Origin of the sequence: Paenisporosarcina sp. TG20 (genome assembly GCF_000286315.1) — a bacterium.
Lineage (GTDB): Bacteria > Bacillota > Bacilli > Bacillales_A > Planococcaceae > Paenisporosarcina.
In genome coordinates this window covers 1-18530 of record NZ_ALJG01000300.1, presented here as the reverse complement: position 1 = coordinate 18530, position 18530 = coordinate 1, and the positions used below count along the sequence as shown (strand labels likewise).

The window sequence follows — 18530 nt, the reverse complement described above, 5'->3', positions numbered from 1 at the left end:
ATGGCTTTTTGAACACGCTCTATAACAAAAATTTATCGTTCTATCACGTCTCATAGGCTAGTTAACAGATGGGATCCGAATTATGTTCGAAGCGGGGTTATTTGCTTTGTTTGCGCTACGCTTCTGTTGGAAAAGAAGACATCGAGTGTCTCAGTAGCGTAGCTAGTGATTTTGTTTTAATGGGGCACTTTTTTGAGTTTTTTTGGTTTGGGAAAAGTGAATCGATCAATTTGGCATGTTTATCAATCAAAATGAGTGGTTTATCGTTCAATTAGGCTGTCATATCAATCAAAATGGGTTGTTTTCAATCAAACACGTCTCATAGGCTACTTAAATTGATGAAAACATGAGTAAATTTTCTCCACAGAAATGAATCGCCTTTTACATATGAAATCGTTAGTAAATCATTTAACCTAGTCCATAGGGATGAAGCTTCTTTCGAGACTAACCAAAACTATGATGCAAAAGATTTTGCTTATCATTATAATTCTGTTTAATTTTTTCAATCGCCAAAACAAACGGTGGATTATTTTTTTGATTAATAAACTCGTATTTTAACACCTGAAAAGTAGATTGAGAGAGTGTTTTGACATAATCTAGCAAAGCATCTCGTTCTAAATTACCTCCTTCATGACCGTGATATACGACTAGGACAATGAGTCCGCCAACTTTTAGTAAGTGAAGACTACCTTCGATTGCTTCAATCGTTGTTGCAGGACGGGTTATGATCGAGTGGTCTGAACCTGGCAAATAACCGAGGTTAAATACAGCAACTGATATTTCTTTCGTTACAAATTTCGATATTGATTCATGACCTGTTTGAATAACTGTTGTATGATTTCGTAAGTCACCTAATCGCAATAGAGTAGCATCAACTGCCGTTTTTTGAATATCAAAAGCATACACATGTCCTGACGAACCGACTAATTGTGCAAGAAATAAAGTATCGTGGCCATTTCCGGCTGTTGCATCTACAACGGTATCACCTGTTGAAATTGTTTTTTTCAATAATGTCTTTACAAACGGGAGTATGGGATCAATTATCATATAATTTGCCACCTTAACTGTAATGTTATTAAATAAGTTAACTGTATTTCCTGGGAAATTGGTCGTTAAAATAGATAGTGCACATAAATAAACATAAAAGGACGAAATTTTCGATTATGTAAAATACTATCTATTAATAAAGAGATATTGTCGGAATGTATTAAAAAGTATACACTATTTTGAGAGTTTGAAATTATGGAGGATTTGTCATGCCAAAAATAGTATGGCTACTAATAATTGGAATGCTTGTTAATGTCACTGGTAGCTCATTTTTATGGCCTTTAAATACAATTTACCTACATGGCCATTTAGGGAAAAGCTTATCTATTGCAGGCTTGGTATTGATGGCAAATGCTGGAGCTGCTATCATTGGAAATTTGCTTGGTGGTTATTTATTCGATCGTATTGGTGGTTATAAATCAATAATGCTTGGAATTATTATAACAATAATTGCTTTAGCGGGCCTAACAATTTGGCATGGTTGGCCACATTATGTATGGTTTTTAACAGTAATGGGGTTTAGCGGAGGAATAGTCTTTCCAAGTATGTATGCAATGGTCGGTACTGCATGGCCTGAAGGAGGACGAAAAGCGTTTAATGTAATTTACCTCGCTCAAAATTTGGGTGTTGCTATTGGACCTGCAATTGCGGGAATTATAGCTGACTATAGTTTTGATTATATTTTTTTAGCTAACTTAGGTATGTATGTTGTGTTCTTCTTCATTGCACTTTTGGGTTATCGTAAGTTTAATATTGCCCCAGATATGCAAACTTCAGTTATTAATGAAGGAAGAAAAATCCGGCATAAAGCACCTTTTTATGCTCTACTAATCGTAACAAGTGGTTATTTAATTTGTTGGCTAGTGTATGTTCAGTGGCAGACGACAATTGCCACCTATACACAAGAATTAGGAATTACATTAAAGCAATATAGTTTGTTATGGACAATTAACGGTTTCCTAATCTTAGCAGCCCAACCCCTTATCCAACCAATCGTCAAAAGACTGGAACATCGTATTAAAGCTCAACTTGTTTTAGGTATTGTGATCATGATGATATCCTTCGTAGTCGTTAGCTACGCGCAAGCATTTTCAATGTTTGTTGCTGCGATGGTAATTTTAACAATCGGTGAGGTGTTTGTTTGGCCAGCTGTTCCTACTTTAGCTAGTCAATTAGCACCAAAAGGAAGAGCGGGGTTCTATCAAGGGATTGTAAATAGTACTGCGACAATAGGACGCATGTTTGGTCCATTTGTGGGAGGAGTATTAGTAGATACATATGGGATGACAGCGATGTTTTTAATTTTAACTTGTTTCATGGCTTTAGCCATTATTCCAAGTTTGCTTTATGACCTACCACTTAGAAAAGCCAAAAGCATCATCTAACGATACCTTTGGCTTAATGACCAAGGTCCCACACCATTCTCAGAACATCTTCAACTTTTGTTAAATTTGCGATACAACTAATAGGGTAAATAAAGTAATTGCCACACCTGCTCAACGATTATGATTAACAGATAAGCAAATCTACATTGAAAACTGTTTAATCTAAAGCGTAAATTATTTTAATAATAAAAGAAAATAGATGTTAAAAACGCTTGAATTTATTCGATTCAAGCGCTTTTTGCTTGCAAATTAAATCGTTTTATCTGTGGTGATAACGCTGTTAATTCGGCATACATTTGGGTTACTGTTTGGTTTTTTCCTCTCCCTAAACCGAACCCGTTAAGTGCAAAGTACTCTTCTTTTATTTTGCATAATTACGAATAGTTTGGGAAGATAGAAAAGAACGAAATGTAAAATTGGGGTGAGGAAAATGAAATCTGTCTTTCAACATTTACCAGAGTCGGTCCTTGCACAAATACTTGAAAATGCTTTTCAGTGGTTTGTCGTGGTTGATAAAGAGTCTCGTATTCTTTATATCAATGAAGATTACTGTCGATTTTTAGAAGTATCACGGGATGAAGCAATAGGTCAACTAGTAGAAAAAGTTATTGAAAACACTAAGATGGCGGAAGTCATTAAATCAGGAATTACCGACGTCGCTTCTCCACATTATATTAAAGGAACATATATGCTTGCGAATCGCGTACCTTTAATTGTCGATGGAGAAATTGTTGGTGCATTCGGAAGTGTTGTTTTTCGTGATATGACTGATTGGAAAAATTTAAGTTCTCATGTAAGGACAACTATGGACAAAATCCAAATGACCACTCGTAAATCGTATGGATTCGCAGATATTAAAGGATCTTCCCTAGCAATTCGTTCGATAAAAGAGACGATTCAAATGATTGCCCCAAGCGATTTATCCGTCTTGATAGAAGGAGAAAGCGGAACCGGAAAAGAACTATTTGCACATAGTATCCATGAACAATCAGAACGAAGAGATTTGCCATTTGTGAAAATCAATTGTGCAGCTATACCAGCAGAATTGTTAGAAGCAGAGCTATTTGGCTCTTATGATGATTCCAAGAAAGATCATAGAAAAGGTCGGTTTGAATTAGCGGATAAAGGGACGTTGTTTATTGATGAAATAGGTGCTATGCCACTCACGATTCAAGCAAAACTTCTTCGTGCAATTCAAGAAGGAGAGATTGAACCAATTGGCTCACATATGAACATACAAGTAAATGTTCGTTTACTTGCATCAACCAATCGACCGCTAAAGCAGTTAATTGAACAAGGCAGATTTCGAGAAGATCTTTACTATCGAATACAAGCCATTACGCTTCGCATTCCCCCGTTGCGAGAGCGTATGGAAGACTTTACAGAACTGTCAAATACATTTTTACAACAATATCTATTAAAAGTAGGTAAACGTAGACTCATACTTGCAAGCAAAACAAGAGAGTATCTACAAAACTATCATTGGCCAGGAAACGTTCGCGAACTGCAAAATGTGATTCAAGCAGCTGTATATTTAGCAGAAAATGAAACAATTGAACCATCTGCTTTGCCAGATCAATTAAAACAAGCACGTAAAAGAGAGCATAAAAAATTTGTGAAATTGCAAGAAGCTATCGATAATCTTGAGTGTTCAATGATTCAAGAATTATTAGAAGATGAAAAAGATAAAAGTGTAGTAGCGAAACAATTAGGTCTGAGTCGTTCCACTCTTTATGAAAAAATAAAAAAACACAACTTATGACCTAATTTCCAGGAAATCGGACTAGTTTCCGTAAATTCGGATTATGTATTTGTTAAGAAATAGGGAAAATACCGGTACAGAAAACAAATAGTCCAGTATTTCGGAATACTAATCGGTGTGTTGTGACAATATGTTGTCACAATTGCTATTGCGTGACAATTCCATTTCTGATTTAATAGCTATTGAAAGCGCTTTTATATTAAACGAAGTTCTTATAAGGAGGAAACGTTAATGAAGCCAATTTATTCTTCTGCAGAAGAGGCTGTACAACAAATTCAAGATGGCATGACTTTAATGGTTGGTGGTTTTGGATTAGTAGGTATTCCAGAAAAATTAATTCTTGCATTAGTCGATAAAGGAGTAAAAGATTTAACTATTATTTCTAATAACTGTGGAATTGACGATTGGGGTCTAGGACTGTTATTAAAAAATAGACAAATTAAGAAAATGATTGGTTCATATGTTGGTGAAAATAAAGAGTTTGAACGTCAAGTATTATCTGGTGAAATCGAAGTTGAGTTGACACCGCAAGGTACTTTAGCTGAAAAAGTTCGTGCAGGTGGCGCCGGGATTCCAGCATTCTTTACTCCTGCTGGCGTTGGAACAAGTGTTGCAGATGGAAAAGAAATTCGTGTATTTGATGGTAAAGAATATGTTCTTGAGGAAGCATTACGTGCTGACTTTGCACTTATCCGCGCAGCGAAAGCTGATAAGTTTGGAAATCTTGTCTATAACAAAACAGCGCAAAACTTTAATCCGTTGATGGCGGCTGCAGGGAAATTCACAATTGCAGAAGTAGAAGAAATTGTGGAAACGGGCGACTTGGATCCACACTCGATTCATACACCAAGCATTTATGTGCAAGGACTACTACAAGCAGCACAAGAAAAACGAATTGAACGTTTAACGACTCGTTCATAAGACAGGAGGAGACAAACAACATGGGAAAAATAAATGCTAGAGAACGAATTGCCATTCGAGCTGAACAAGAAATTGAAGACGGAGACTACGTAAACTTAGGAATAGGGATGCCTACATTAATTGCTAACTATATTTCACCTAATAAAACAGTAGTTCTTCAATCGGAAAATGGACTGTTAGGTATAGGACCATATCCCACTGAAAACGAAGTTGATCCAGACTTAATTAACGCAGGTAAAGAAACGGTAACTACCATTCCTGGATCTGCATTTTTCACTAGTGCTGAATCTTTTGCGATGATTCGCGGAGGCCACGTGGATGTTGCCATTTTAGGTGGCATGGAAGTTTCAGAGACGGGTGATCTTGCGAACTGGATGATTCCAGGAAAAATGATTAAAGGTATGGGTGGTGCAATGGATTTAGTCCATGGTGCCAAGAAAATTATAGTTATTATGGATCACGTTGCGAAAGATGGTTCAGCGAAAATAAAAAAACAATGTGATTTGCCTTTAACTGGGAAAAACGTTGTCAATAAAATAATTACAGAACGAGCGTTAATAGAAGTAACGTCAACTGGACTGGTTTTAAAAGAAGTATTCGAAGGATTCACTGTTCAAGACGTCATTGATTCTACAGGAGCTTCTTTAAACATTGAGGATGTAAAAGAAAATGTCCAGTTTTAAAAACTAAAACGTCTAATACAATTTCGGGGGAAATTTGTTCATGGATACTAGTATTGTGTTAGGTATGATTGGCCTTGTAGGAGGTCTAGCTTTACTAATTACCTTAACTTTGAAAGGCGTTAATATTTTAATTGGTGGTCCAATATCTGCTTTATTTGTTGCAGTCATGAGTGGGTTGCCACTATTTCCTCAATTAGTTGAAGCAGGAGCACCAAACTTTGTAACAAGTTACATGACAGGCTTTACTTCTTTCATTTTAGCCTGGTACTTAATGTTCTTACTGGGTGCTGTTTTTGGAAAAGTAATGGAAGACAGTGGGGCTGCTGATGCAGTAGCAAAATGGTTTGTTGGCAAATTGGGAATGAAGTTTGCGGTGCTCGCAATCGTCCTTGCATGTGCTGTCTTAACATACGGTGGCGTGAGTTTGTTTGTCGTCGCATTCTCCGTTTACCCTATGGCTATCTCTTTATTCAAACAAGCAGATTTACCACGTCGCTTTATTCCAGCGACTTTAGCGCTTGGTTCCGTAACATTCACAATGACTTCTGCAGGATCACCTGAAATTCAAAACTGGATTCCAATTGAATTTTTAGGGACTACGCACACTGCGGGCTGGGAAGTTAGTATAATAGTTGCTGTATTTATGGCTGTCTTTGGCTATTGGTGGTTGAAGAAAATTATTTCAAAAGCAGTTAATAAAGGTGAACGTTTTGTGGATCGTGAAACAGACCCTACATTCGATGTAGAACGTCCATTGCCGAATCCTTTCTTAGCTATGATTCCTTTAGTAGTTGTCCTAATTATTTCATTTTACTTCCATGACACATTAAAACAATCCGCACTAATCGTAGCATTACTAGGTGGTATAATTGCAACATTTATCGTCAGCTGGAAATACTTTAAAGCGCCTTGGGAGGCAATATCAGCGGGTACTGTTGGGGCAATCATCGCCATCGGTAACACTGCTGCCGTAGTTGGTTTTGGTGGAGTTGCAAAATCAGTTCCAGCATTCGGTGTAGCAGTTGAAGCAATGACGAACATTCCTGGTTCTCCTCTAATCGGTGCGGCCGTAGCGGTTTCAGTTATTGCCGGAATGACCGGATCTGCTTCTGGTGGGCAAGCCATTGCCTTACCATTATTAGCACCTGGCTATCTTGATGCAGGCGTTAACCCAGAAGCGTTACACCGTGTTGTAGCGATTTCATCTGGTGCACTTGATTCACTTCCGCACAATGGTTATGTTGTTACGACCATTCACTCCATTGCTGGTGAAAAATATAGTCAAGCATATTGGGCAGTAGCAGCAACAACAGTTGTGACGCCAGTCATCGGCGTAATTATTGCGATTATATTATTCTCGTTTGGCTTTGGAATTAATTAATAGAATTCAGCCGCTAAGTGCGGCTGATTTTTTTCACTAATTAAAAGGTATGAATTTGAATAAATAAAAAACATAAGGTGCACCATGTGGGTGAAATCAATGTTTTTCTATGGAGGGACATAAAATGGTAAAAGATAAAGTGTTATTCATTACAGGTGCAGCACAAGGCATTGGACTTGAAATTGCTCGAGAGTTTGCTCAAGCAGGTGCTAAAGTTGTGTTGACTGATTTGAATGAAGAAAAAGTTAAAGAAGCAGCAGAATTACTTGGATCAAATACAATTGGGTTGAAATGTGACGTAACGATTGAAAGTGATATTGTTCAATCAATTGAAGAAACAATCGCACATTTTGGACGACTAGACATTTTAATTAATAACGCAGGAATGCAACATGTTGCGATGTTAGAAGATTTCCCAACTGAACGTTTTGAATTACTAATAAAAATTATGCTAACTGCTCCTTTTATCGCCACGAAAAATGTTTTACCACAAATGAGGAAGCAAGGGTTCGGTCGTATTATCAACATGGCTTCAATTAATGGCTTAGTAGGTTTTGCTGGGAAAGCAGCATATAATTCTGCGAAGCACGGTGTTATTGGTTTGACAAAGGTATCCGCACTTGAAACTGCTACTGATGGTATTACTGTTAATGCCATTTGCCCAGGTTATGTAGATACACCACTTGTAAGAAATCAATTGCAAGATCTTGCGATAACTCGCAAAGTACCATTGGAATCCGTTCTTGAAGATGTTATTTACCCATTAGTCCCTCAAAGACGTTTACTTGAAGTAAAAGAGGTAGCTGATTTGGCTATGTTCTTATCAAGTGATGCAGCGAAAGGGATGACGGGGCAGGCAGTAGTTCTAGATGGTGGATATACCGTTCAATAACGCTTGTACTTTTTTAAAACTTCGATTACAATAAAAAATAATAGTGTGAGGCTGTGAAAAGGAATAGTACATAAATTTGTGTTTTATAGAGAACTGACGGGTGGTGGAAGTCGGTAACACATTTATCGAACTCGCCTTGGAGTCTGCAGTGGTGAAAGTAAAAGTAACCAATGCCGTTTTCCGCGATAAGGAAACAAGTTGAGCAAATTTATTGCTAATTTGGGTGGTACCGCGGGAGTATATAAACTCTCGTCCCTTAGTCTTTTGACTATGGGACGAGAGTTTTTTTTCATAAGGAGGAAAAAAACATGAATTTTAATCATCAGTTAATCGAAAAAAAATGGCAAGCTCACTGGGAAAAAAATAGCACGTTTAAAACTGGTGAAGATATTACAAAACCAAAGTTTTATGCGCTTGATATGTTTCCATTTCCGTCTGGAGCAGGGTTGCACGTAGGTCATCCAGAAGGCTATACAGCCACAGATATTATAAGTCGCTTTAAACGTAGTCAAGGATATAATGTGTTACATCCAATGGGTTGGGATGCATTTGGATTGCCTGCAGAGCAGTATGCATTAGATACAGGAAATGATCCTGCTGAATTTACTGCGAAAAACATTGCAACCTTTAAACGTCAAATTCAGGAGCTTGGATTTTCGTATGATTGGGATCGAGAAATCAATACCACAGATCCATCTTATTACAAATGGACGCAATGGATTTTCATACAACTTCATAAAAAGGGACTAGCTTATATTGATGAAATTGCTGTAAACTGGTGCCCTGCTCTTGGAACAGTTCTTGCAAACGAAGAGGTCATTGATGGCAAGTCAGAACGTGGTGGACATCCCGTTGAAAAACGTCCAATGAAACAATGGATGCTTAAAATTACAGCTTATGCAGATCGCTTAATAGAAGATTTAGATGAATTGGATTGGCCAGAAAGTATTAAAGACATGCAACGTAACTGGGTAGGGCGCTCAGAAGGTGCACAGCTTACATTTAAAGTGGCTGGAACTGATAAATCATTCAGTGCATTTACAACGCGTCCTGATACAATCTTTGGTGCTACGTATGCTGTTCTTGCCCCAGAACATGCCTTAGTAAAAGACATTACTACGGAAGAACAAGGCAAAGATGTAGCAAGTTATATCAATTCTGTAAAAATGAAAAGTGACTTGGAACGTACTGATTTAGCCAAATTTAAAACTGGTGTGTTTACGGGTGCTTATGCTTTGAATCCAGTTAATGGTGAGAAAATGCCTATTTGGATTGCTGACTATGTTCTAGCTACATATGGTACTGGAGCAATTATGGCAGTACCAGCACATGATGATCGTGATTACGAATTTGCCAAGCAATTCGAACTACCAATCATTGAAGTAGTAGCAGGTGGCGATATAGCAAAAGAAGCATACGCTGGTGAAGGTAAACATGTGAACTCGGATTTCTTAAATGGTCTAGAGAAAACAGAAGCAATTGAAAAAGCAATTGCTTGGTTTGAAGAAAATGGCACTGGTGAAAAGAAGATTACGTATCGTCTTCGTGACTGGTTATTTAGCCGCCAACGTTATTGGGGCGAACCCATTCCAATTATCCACTGGGAAGATGGCACAACTCAAGCAATTGATGAAGCTGAACTACCATTGATTTTACCGAAAGCAACAGATATAAAACCAAGCGGTACTGGTGAATCACCATTAGCTAAAATTGAGGAATGGGTTAATGTTATTGATCCGAAAACAGGCATGAAAGGTCGCAGGGAGACGAATACGATGCCAAACTGGGCAGGTAGCTGTTGGTATTATCTACGTTTCTTAGATCCAAAGAACGATCAAGCGCTTGCGGATCCTGAATTAATAAAACGTTGGTTGCCAGTTGATATATATATTGGAGGGGCCGAGCATGCAGTTCTTCACTTGTTATATGCTCGATTCTGGCACAAAGTGTTATATGACATAGGGGTTCTTCAAACAAAAGAGCCTTTCCAAAAGTTATTTAACCAAGGCATGATTTTAGGAGAAAATAACGAAAAAATGTCTAAATCTAAAGGGAATGTAGTAAATCCTGACGACATCGTTGAAAGTCATGGTGCAGATACGCTACGTTTATATGAAATGTTTATGGGACCTCTTGACGCATCCATTGCTTGGTCTGAAAATGGCTTAGACGGAGCTCGTCGTTTCTTAGATCGCATTTGGCGTTTATTTATTAATGAAGATGGTTCTGTAAGTAGCAAATTTGTTGATTCTAATGATGGAGAACTTGATAAAGTCTACCATCAAACTGTAAAAAAAGTGACAGAAGATTATGAAGGCATTCGTTTCAACACTGCGATTTCTCAAATGATGGTATTTATTAATGAAGCATATAAAACGCCACAAATTCCAGTTGAATACGCAAAAGGATTTGTTCAACTCCTAGCTCCACTTACTCCACATTTGGCGGAGGAGTTATGGGAAAAACTTGGAGGTAGTGAGACGATTTCGTATGTGTCATGGCCAACATTTGATGAATCCAAGTTAGTGGAAAACGAAATAGAATTAGTCGTTCAATTTAATGGTAAAGTTCGCACGAAGATTGTTGTGAGTAAAGATTTATCGAAAGAAGAGTTGGAAAAAGTAGTATTAGAAGATGCAAAAGTAATTGAAATGCTTGATGGACAAAACATAAAAAAACTAATTGCCATCCCAGGTAGATTAGTCAATATTGTGGTCGGCTAATGGAACCAATACATTTAGTGCTAGTAATTATCGTAATCGCGTTTTCTTGGAAACTTTTCACTATTTTACGGAATCCTGAAATAACAAGGTCAAATAAGCGGATAGCTATCAGTGTATTTGTTTCTTCAATGATCGCATTCGCAATTGCTTTGGTTTATGGCGGATAGTCCGCAACCCCTGTCACTTAATAAGTGACAGGGGTTTATTTAAGTTATAATGCTAATTTGATTCCTGTGTCAAAAACTTTCATGTTGATTTGAACTATTGTGATTGTTTTTATTTTCATGATTTTTTCGGACATAGAGGTATACAACATGCGCTAGTCAAAATCTGTTTTGTAAACTCATGAAAATGGACGTCTGTGTTATATTTCGAGACATTTTGGACACACAATTGAGAGAAGTATTCCAGTTAGTAGGACAAACAAAAGAGAGTATCTGCGCTTCGGTGCGCACAGGTACTCTCTTTTTACTGACTCTTATAATGGAACATTTTGCTCAATTCGATATCCGTCATGTCCCTTCATCTTGACACAGTCGTAGAATTTGAATAAGAAGACGAATTGCGTTTTGGGTAAATGAAAGAAATGTCACTTTCATCTCAGAAAATAGCTGCCGAAGATACAATTTCGGCAACCCCTGCCATGTTAGGAGGAGATTTAAGACTTCTTTTAAATAGTTTTATATTCTAAAGAATTCTTTTAGAAAGCAAATGAATGGAATTTAGACTGCTTTATGTCTTTATAAACTAGAGAAATTATAACCATGGATTTATATGCCCCTATGTCAAAAATCACGTCAATATGAAAAATCATTAACTTATACTTTCATGATTTTTCGGACACAGAATCCTGCCTTATAGAGGACTTGCTATATCTGCTGATATTTTAGAAAATCAGAGAATATAGTTTTGTCCAAAAGAAAAAAACAATCTTGTTTATTTGAACTAACATGATTGTTTTATTTAACATGACTATAACGTACACAGGTACCTTGTTTACTTCTTCTTTCGCTTCTTTTCCTTCTTTTTCGTCTTTTTCTTTTTCATAAATGCTTTAGGGAGTTTCTTTCCTCGTTTGCCCATGAAAGTTTCTGCAATTGGATAGAACGATGCCAAATTGTCCGAATCAAGGTCCCCTTCAATTATGTTTAGTGAGTTGTTTTCGGAAGTAGCAATATCAATTTGCAGCTCTTGATAAAGGGACATTGGAGGGATTAATGATATTTCACCGTTTGTAATTGAATTGAGATAGACTAGGTCTCGCAGGCCATTGGAAAGCAAATCTCGTAAAGCTAAAACGCTCAATTTAGTATATTTGGAAGCACTAATGAGCATTGAATGATATTGTTTAGCCGCTTCCTTTGGGTCAATAGGCGTTAATATCATTCCAAGGGAATACCGTGATTCGGTTTGCATTGGGTCGATAGAGATGGATTGTTCGTAAGCATAAACTGCTAAATCAGCCCTGTTTCCTTTATAATAAAGATTACCTAGACGATTCCACAGGTAGGCATCCTCTTTGGATTTCATAATTTTTTTTAGTAAATGTTCTTCTGCATCCGTAGCGTAGTGATGGCTGCTGCCGTCAAAAAGTACGTTTTTTCCAAAAGTATATCTATCCTGGAATGGAGAGTCGAAACTTAGTAAAGCTGAGATTGCCATTATTCTATATTCATTTGAAATCTCCCATTTTCCGGCTGAGTTACAATTCTTACAACGGAAATATCCTGTAGATTGGATATGTTTATCAATTTCTTCCGACTGATCTATTTTGTATTTCTCTACATTGATCGTCACGAGACCTAAATCAAATTTGTCTTTCTTGCCACAATTTTTACAGACTAGCGGCTGGATATTAATCGGAAAAGCAGAATGTACTTTATTAATATTTTTCGCAACCAATTTTACATACTCGCCAGGTAAGTCAGATATATTGGGATTATTTGGAATCTCTTCAAGGCTTCTCCCAATTAAATTACTAATAATTAACGGACTAACAGTTAAATTAACTATTTCAAACACAACTCCCTTTTTTTTCTTTAAATGAACACCTACAAATATTTATTCGTTTATAGCTCCAATAAGAAGTATAAACGAATAATACCATATTGTAATGTGCAGTTCTAACCTTGCTACGTGCCCCCTGTGTCAGAATCAAACGTGAAATTAATAATTCGCGTCCCTGGGATAGAGACAAATCAGATAATTTACTACAATTGAATGAAGTAAAAGGCACTTTCTAAGCGTGTTTGTGTTACTAAAATGGTTTTTCGATCAAGTAAAAAAATTCGTTAGCCAATCCATTTCATTTCGCAGCTTTAGCCGACGCTTTTTAGAACAGACATTAGAGTTAATATAAAGGGAATTTGTCGAAGAAGGACTTCTTATATTCCTATATTTGGTTAATCAACAGACTTGATTTTTTAAGATTGTTTCGTACTGGCACTCTATTGGATGATGGAATACCTTGCCAATTGACTGTCATAAAATGTCCCGAAATCTAACGCAGACCTCCGTTTTGAGACGAATGGAAAAAAACGGGGGAATAGAAATTCAAAATAAAAGGGAGGAATTCACTTAAGAAAAGTGACTCCGCCATTCTTTTAAATCATTCGTAATGAACTGGTTCATAAGGAATAGTTTTTGCATATTGTGCAGCACTCATGCCTGCGATTTTACCTGTTACGAGTGCAGCTGTAATATTGTATCCACCTGTATAGCCATGTATATCTAAAATTTCTCCACATAAGTACAATCCATTTTTTTTCTTTGAGGCCATTGTCTTTGGTTCAATTTCTTTAATAGAGATTCCTCCACCAGTTACAAATGCTTTTTCTATAGGTTGTGTCCCATTTACTGTCATTGTAAATGCTTTTAAAATCCCTGCCAAAACCCTAACTTTCTCATTTGGTAGATTAGCACCGATTTCATTGGGTTCAATCCCTGCTTGATTAAGTAAGAACAATAACCAACGTTCAGGCACTACGCTTTTCCACACATTCTTCATTGATTTTTTTGCGTCGTCTTTCATTAACTTGACCAGCATTTGAAAAAGAGATTCAACATTTTCGTCTGGCATAGAGTCTATCACCATTTCAACTGGAGATTGTCCGTTCTTCATGCGTTCTTTTACAACATACTGACTACAACGTAAAATAGCTGGACCACTTAGACCAAAATGGGTAAATAACATATCCATTTGATGTGTAACAAGGACTTTGCCTTTTTTATTTAAAACAGACACAGCTACATCACGAAGTGCCAACCCCTGCAGTTCCTTCGATCGAATGAATTGCTCATCAGACAGTAATGGAACTTCAGTAGGATATAAAGTAGTGACTGTATGTCCTGCGCGTTCTGCCCAAGGATAACCGTCACCAGTGGAGCCAGTTTGTGGGACTGCTTTACCACCAACAGCAAGGACTACCGCTTTACATAAAATTTCTTCTCCATTTTTCAAGCGGACTCCTTGAATTTGTTCATCATCCATAAGGAGCCTAGCAACAGGTCTTTCAAAGAGAACTTCCACCCCTAACTTGTCCAACTGTCGAATCATTGTATCTACTACGTCTTGTGCTCGATTCGAAACAGGGAACATACGACCATGATCTTCTTCTTTTAATTCAACACCAAGACCTTCAAAAAAGGTTATAATGTCTTCATTATTAAAAACTGAGAACGGACTATATAAAAATCGTCCATTTCCCGGAATGTGTTTAACAATTTCTTCTTGAGTTAAACGGTTCGTTACATTGCAACGACCACCACCGGAAATGGCTAACTTTTTTCCGAGCTTTTTGCCTTTTTCCAATAAAAGTACTTTCTTTCCGATTTCTCCTGCAGCAATGGCTGCCATCAAACCGGAGGGACCTCCGCCAATTACAATAACGTCATACATTAATAAACACACTTTCTCTATTTTATTCTTAATTATAAACTATTTGTGGTTTTCATGTCCGAGGGGTAAAATATCCTGTAGGGTCAAATTTTACAAGTCAGGAAGTTAGCTATGTCAAATAATCTATTTAAAGGAACAGCCATATTAACAATTGGTTTGTTTTTGTCGAAAATAATAGGCGTTATATACGTCATTCCCTTCTATGCAATGATCGGTGAAGAAAATATAGGGCTTTATCAGTATGCCTATATTCCTTATACTTTAATGCTTGCTGTTGCAATTTCGGGTGCACCATTAGCTTTTTCAAAATATGTTTCCAAATACAATTCTCTAGGAGACTACAAAACTGGTAGAAGATTGTTGAAATCTGGCTTATTTACCATGATCATTACTGGCTTTTTATCGTTTTTATTCTTATATTTCTTCGCTGAACCGTTGGCTAATTTAACAATTAATAAAAATGAAGAAATATTTTCAGTAAAAGATATTACTGAAGTTATTCAGTGGGTAAGCTTTGCACTTATTGTTGTTCCATTTATGAGCTTACTTCGTGGTTTTTTCCAAGGCTATAGTTTTATGATGCCGACTGCAGTTTCTCAATTAATAGAACAAATTGTACGTATATTATTTTTATTAGCAGGAGCTTACGTGGTACTTAACGTAATAAATGGTACGCCTAAATTAGCTATTCAAGTAGCTGTATTTTCTGCTTTTATTGGTGCACTTGGCGGACTTGTTGTGCTTTATTATTACTGGCGTAAAAAGAAACCAGAATACAATCACTTATTACAGGAATCAACTGCCACACACGACATTAAATTAACCGATATGTATAAAGAAATTCTTGTTTATGCTGTACCGGTTGTCTTTTTAGGTATTGCCAATCCATTATTTCAATTTGTTGATTTACTAACATTTAATCGAGCAATGAGTGACTCGGATCAAGCAGCTAATTCAAGTACTTATTTAGGTATATTGAATTTCCAATCACATAAATTGGTGATGATTCCTGTCATGCTAGCTACTGGGTTTTCAATGGCTTTAATTCCATTGGTTACTAAATATTTCACACTAAATGAACATAAACAGTTATCTAATACTTTGGATAAAACCTTCCAAGTACTGTGTTTTTTAACGCTTCCTGCCGTAATAGGAATGACCGTATTAGCAAGTGAGTTGTACCACTTTTTCTATAAACCAAGTATTATAGGTTCCGATATTCTGGTTCATTATTTACCTGTTTCTATTCTATTTAGTTTATTCCCCGTGACCGCTGCGATTTTACAAGGTATTAATCAGCAGAAATGGATAATTCTAAACTTACTTGTAGGATTATTGATTAAATTAGCATTGAATACACCATTAATTGATATATGGGAAACAAATGGTGCGATTGCAGCGACTATCATCGGTTATAGTGTCGCTATTTTTATGAATTTCGCTGTTTTAGTTAGCACCCAAAATTATCGTTCTAAGCTATTAGTACGGAGAATTTTACTGATTTCAATGATCAATGTAGTGATGCTGGTTGTGGTTGTCATTGTTCGTATGTTATTGCTTCAAATTATGCCAGCAGAATCCAAATTCGGAGCCTTGCTTATTATTTTGATTGTGGGTTCAGTCGGAGGAATTGTTTATGGTGCGATTGGAATTAGATTAGGAATTGCACAAAAATTGTTTGGTGAACGTTTAACAAAATACACGAAAAAATTTGGGCTTTAAGGTGGTTCGTTTATGAGGTTAGATAAATTACTTTCAAATATGGGCTTCGGTTCACGGAAAGAAGTAAAGCTTTTGTTAAAATCAAAAGCAGTTGAAGTAAACGGTGTTTTCGCGAAAGATGTCTCGATGCATGTAGATACTAATGCGGATCAAATCGTTGTGTATGGTGAAGAAGTAATTTATACAGAATTTATTTATTTAATGATGAATAAACCCCCAGGATTCATTTCAGCAACAGAAGATAAACATGATGAAACGGTCATTGATTTACTTGATCCTTTAGACCAGCATTTTAAACCTTTTCCAGTGGGACGATTAGACAAAGATACTGAAGGGTTGTTAATTTTGACAAATGATGGTCACTTATCACATCAATTGTTATCGCCAAAAAAACATGTTCCAAAATTATATTTTGCGAAGATAGAAGGTCGTGTTACTGAGGAAGATATCCGGAAATTTAAAGAGGGTGTCACTCTAGAAGATGGTTATTTCACTAAACCTGGAACACTTACAATCTTATCAAGTGGAGAAGAATCTGAAATAGAATTAACCATTATGGAAGGGAAATTCCATCAAGTGAAACGAATGTTTCAAGCCGTAGGAAAACGAGTGACTTATTTAAAGAGAATGAAGATGGGCACATTAACTCTAGATGAACATCTTGCACTCGGAGAATACAGACCTCTCACATCAACTGAATTACTAGCTTTAAAACAAAAAGAATGACCAAACTCTTTGGTCATTCTTTTTGTTGCTATGGAAAAATCTAAGATGTCATTTTCACACGTTTGTTCGTCGTTGTCCAACTGCCTCGACTAGGACTGCTGACCAAGTCATTAAAGGCTAACACGTTCAAATCTCTTTGAACGGTGCGAGGAGTGATGCCAAATTCATCTACTAAATCCTGTGTCGTGACAATTCCGTGATCTCGGATGTACATATACACGTCTTTAATACGATTGAGCATCCGATCAGTAGTTGGTTTCATGTATAGAAACACTCCTTCATCTTATGTTCTCGTGGCGAAGACTAGCGGACGACCATTGAGTCACGAAAGACTCGGTTGTTTGAATAGAGTGCCTTAGACATCCCCTTTTCTAATTGTTTGGTCGGACTATCGTAGTCTGACAATTCAATTATAAAATAAATCTCTCTTTTTTTCTAGCTTTTTTTATTATTTTGTAAAAACTTTCAAACTTTCAACCTTAAATTGCGAACTAAAGATTGATTTTATACATAAATGTTCGTTTATTAAGAAAAGTACAAAGCCCATTTTAGCTCGACACTGGCGTTTGAAGCTAGACATAGCTACTCCAAGTTCAAAAGTCTACCGCGAAAAAAACTATACTTTTGTATATCTTAAAAAAACCCGGTAAAGTGCGGAGAGCACTGAAAAAGTCCTTAAAAAGATTTCATAGCGAGGAAGTGAATGACCTATTGTTCACTTCCTCGCTTTTTATATGGAACCCGTTGATCTACGTTCCAGGCGGACGCGTTCCGCCGGCATGGCTTCAGCCACTTCCCTCGCTACGCTCAGTCCAGGGTCTTCAGCTCATGCTATTCCGGCTGGAGTCGCCGCCTTTCACTACAATCAACTAGTATATTGCTACATCAAAAAAATTCCTTCTATCTAAAAAATCATCTTGTTGAGGTATACTAAAATAAAGTAAATGCAGGTGGTGTTCCTCGTGATTTCAAACCAAGAAACCCTCTTCTAAGTCCTTACATGGCGATTTATGAACTTGTCGTGCCAAAAGATAATATGCTTCGTCAAATGAATGAACTTGTCGATTTTTCCTTTATTCTAGAAGAATTAAAAACAAAAGACTGTTTAGATAACGGTGGAATGCGATTCCGCCTATCCGTATGTTCAAATACCTATTATTAAAAGCTATTCACGATGTATCCGATGTGGACTTAGTTGAGCGTTCCAAATACGATATGTCCTTTAAATACTTCTTAGATATGGCGCCAGAAGATGATGTCATCGATCCAAGTTCACTGACAAAATTTCGTCGACTGCGTCTAAAAGATGTCGGTCTATTAGATATGTTGATTGGGAAAACCGTTGAAATCGCACTGGATAAGAACATCATTAAAAGTAACACCATTATTG

The 18530-nt window shown here is 36.8% G+C and carries 13 protein-coding genes, 1 pseudogene and 1 other annotated feature; of the genes and pseudogenes, 10 read left to right on the top strand and 4 right to left on the bottom strand.

The features are described from left to right. Positions 1-444: 444 nt before the first annotated feature. A complete protein-coding gene (locus B371_RS0110725; protein ID WP_019414317.1) occupies positions 445-1047 on the bottom strand; it encodes a class I SAM-dependent methyltransferase in 603 nt (200 codons plus the stop codon). A 209-nt stretch (positions 1048-1256) separates the two neighbouring features. Here B371_RS0110725 and B371_RS0110720 point away from each other — a divergent pair, with 209 nt between their 5' ends. From B371_RS0110720 to leuS, 7 genes are all read left to right on the top strand, one after another. Beyond that, positions 1257-2432, top strand: a complete 1176-nt coding sequence (locus tag B371_RS0110720) for an MFS transporter (RefSeq protein ID WP_019414316.1) — start codon at positions 1257-1259, stop codon at positions 2430-2432. A gap of 430 nt (positions 2433-2862) precedes the next feature. After that, positions 2863-4194, top strand: coding sequence for a sigma-54-dependent Fis family transcriptional regulator (locus B371_RS0110715; protein WP_019414315.1), 1332 nt, complete (start codon positions 2863-2865; stop codon positions 4192-4194). Positions 4195-4425: 231 nt separating this feature from the next. Further along, positions 4426-5115 (top strand): CoA transferase subunit A, encoded by a 690-nt coding sequence (locus B371_RS0110710; protein ID WP_019414314.1) that lies wholly within the window; start codon positions 4426-4428, stop codon positions 5113-5115. 20 nt (positions 5116-5135) lie between these two features. Next, positions 5136-5798, top strand: a complete 663-nt coding sequence (locus B371_RS0110705; protein ID WP_019414313.1) for a 3-oxoacid CoA-transferase subunit B — start codon at positions 5136-5138, stop codon at positions 5796-5798. A gap of 55 nt (positions 5799-5853) precedes the next feature. Beyond that, positions 5854-7179 (top strand): GntP family permease, encoded by a 1326-nt coding sequence (locus B371_RS0110700; protein ID WP_026023029.1) that lies wholly within the window; start codon positions 5854-5856, stop codon positions 7177-7179. Positions 7180-7303: 124 nt separating this feature from the next. After that, positions 7304-8071, top strand: coding sequence for a 3-hydroxybutyrate dehydrogenase (locus B371_RS0110695; protein ID WP_019414311.1), 768 nt, complete (start codon positions 7304-7306; stop codon positions 8069-8071). Between the two features lie 44 nt (positions 8072-8115). Then, positions 8116-8331, top strand: a binding site (T-box leader). 48 nt (positions 8332-8379) lie between these two features. Further along, a complete protein-coding gene (gene leuS / locus B371_RS0110690; protein WP_019414310.1) occupies positions 8380-10794 on the top strand; it encodes a leucine--tRNA ligase in 2415 nt (804 codons plus the stop codon). Positions 10795-11790: 996 nt separating this feature from the next. On the opposite strand, the gene B371_RS0110680 is transcribed toward leuS, so the two are convergent. Both B371_RS0110680 and B371_RS21690 read right to left on the bottom strand, forming a co-directional pair. Continuing rightward, on the bottom strand, positions 11791-12816 hold the full coding sequence (locus tag B371_RS0110680) for a tetratricopeptide repeat protein (protein WP_019414308.1): 1026 nt from the start codon (positions 12814-12816) through the stop codon (positions 11791-11793). Between the two features lie 586 nt (positions 12817-13402). Beyond that, on the bottom strand, positions 13403-14692 hold the full coding sequence (locus B371_RS21690) for an NAD(P)/FAD-dependent oxidoreductase (protein ID WP_019414307.1): 1290 nt from the start codon (positions 14690-14692) through the stop codon (positions 13403-13405). A gap of 111 nt (positions 14693-14803) precedes the next feature. Here B371_RS21690 and B371_RS0110670 point away from each other — a divergent pair, with 111 nt between their 5' ends. Together B371_RS0110670 and B371_RS0110665 are read left to right on the top strand one after the other, a co-directional pair. Then, positions 14804-16414 carry a polysaccharide biosynthesis protein gene (locus B371_RS0110670; protein ID WP_019414306.1) on the top strand — a complete coding sequence of 537 codons (1611 nt, stop codon included), beginning with the start codon at positions 14804-14806 and terminating at the stop codon, positions 16412-16414. Between the two features lie 12 nt (positions 16415-16426). After that, positions 16427-17140, top strand: a complete 714-nt coding sequence (locus tag B371_RS0110665) for a pseudouridine synthase (protein ID WP_019414305.1) — start codon at positions 16427-16429, stop codon at positions 17138-17140. Between the two features lie 40 nt (positions 17141-17180). Here B371_RS0110665 and B371_RS0110660 read toward each other — a convergent pair whose 3' ends face one another. Beyond that, positions 17181-17402 (bottom strand): DeoR family transcriptional regulator, encoded by a 222-nt coding sequence (locus B371_RS0110660; RefSeq protein WP_019414304.1) that lies wholly within the window; start codon positions 17400-17402, stop codon positions 17181-17183. A 738-nt stretch (positions 17403-18140) separates the two neighbouring features. Between B371_RS0110660 and B371_RS21685 the strand changes: the two are divergent. After that, positions 18141-18530, top strand: a pseudogene (locus B371_RS21685) (transposase); the annotation flags it as partial.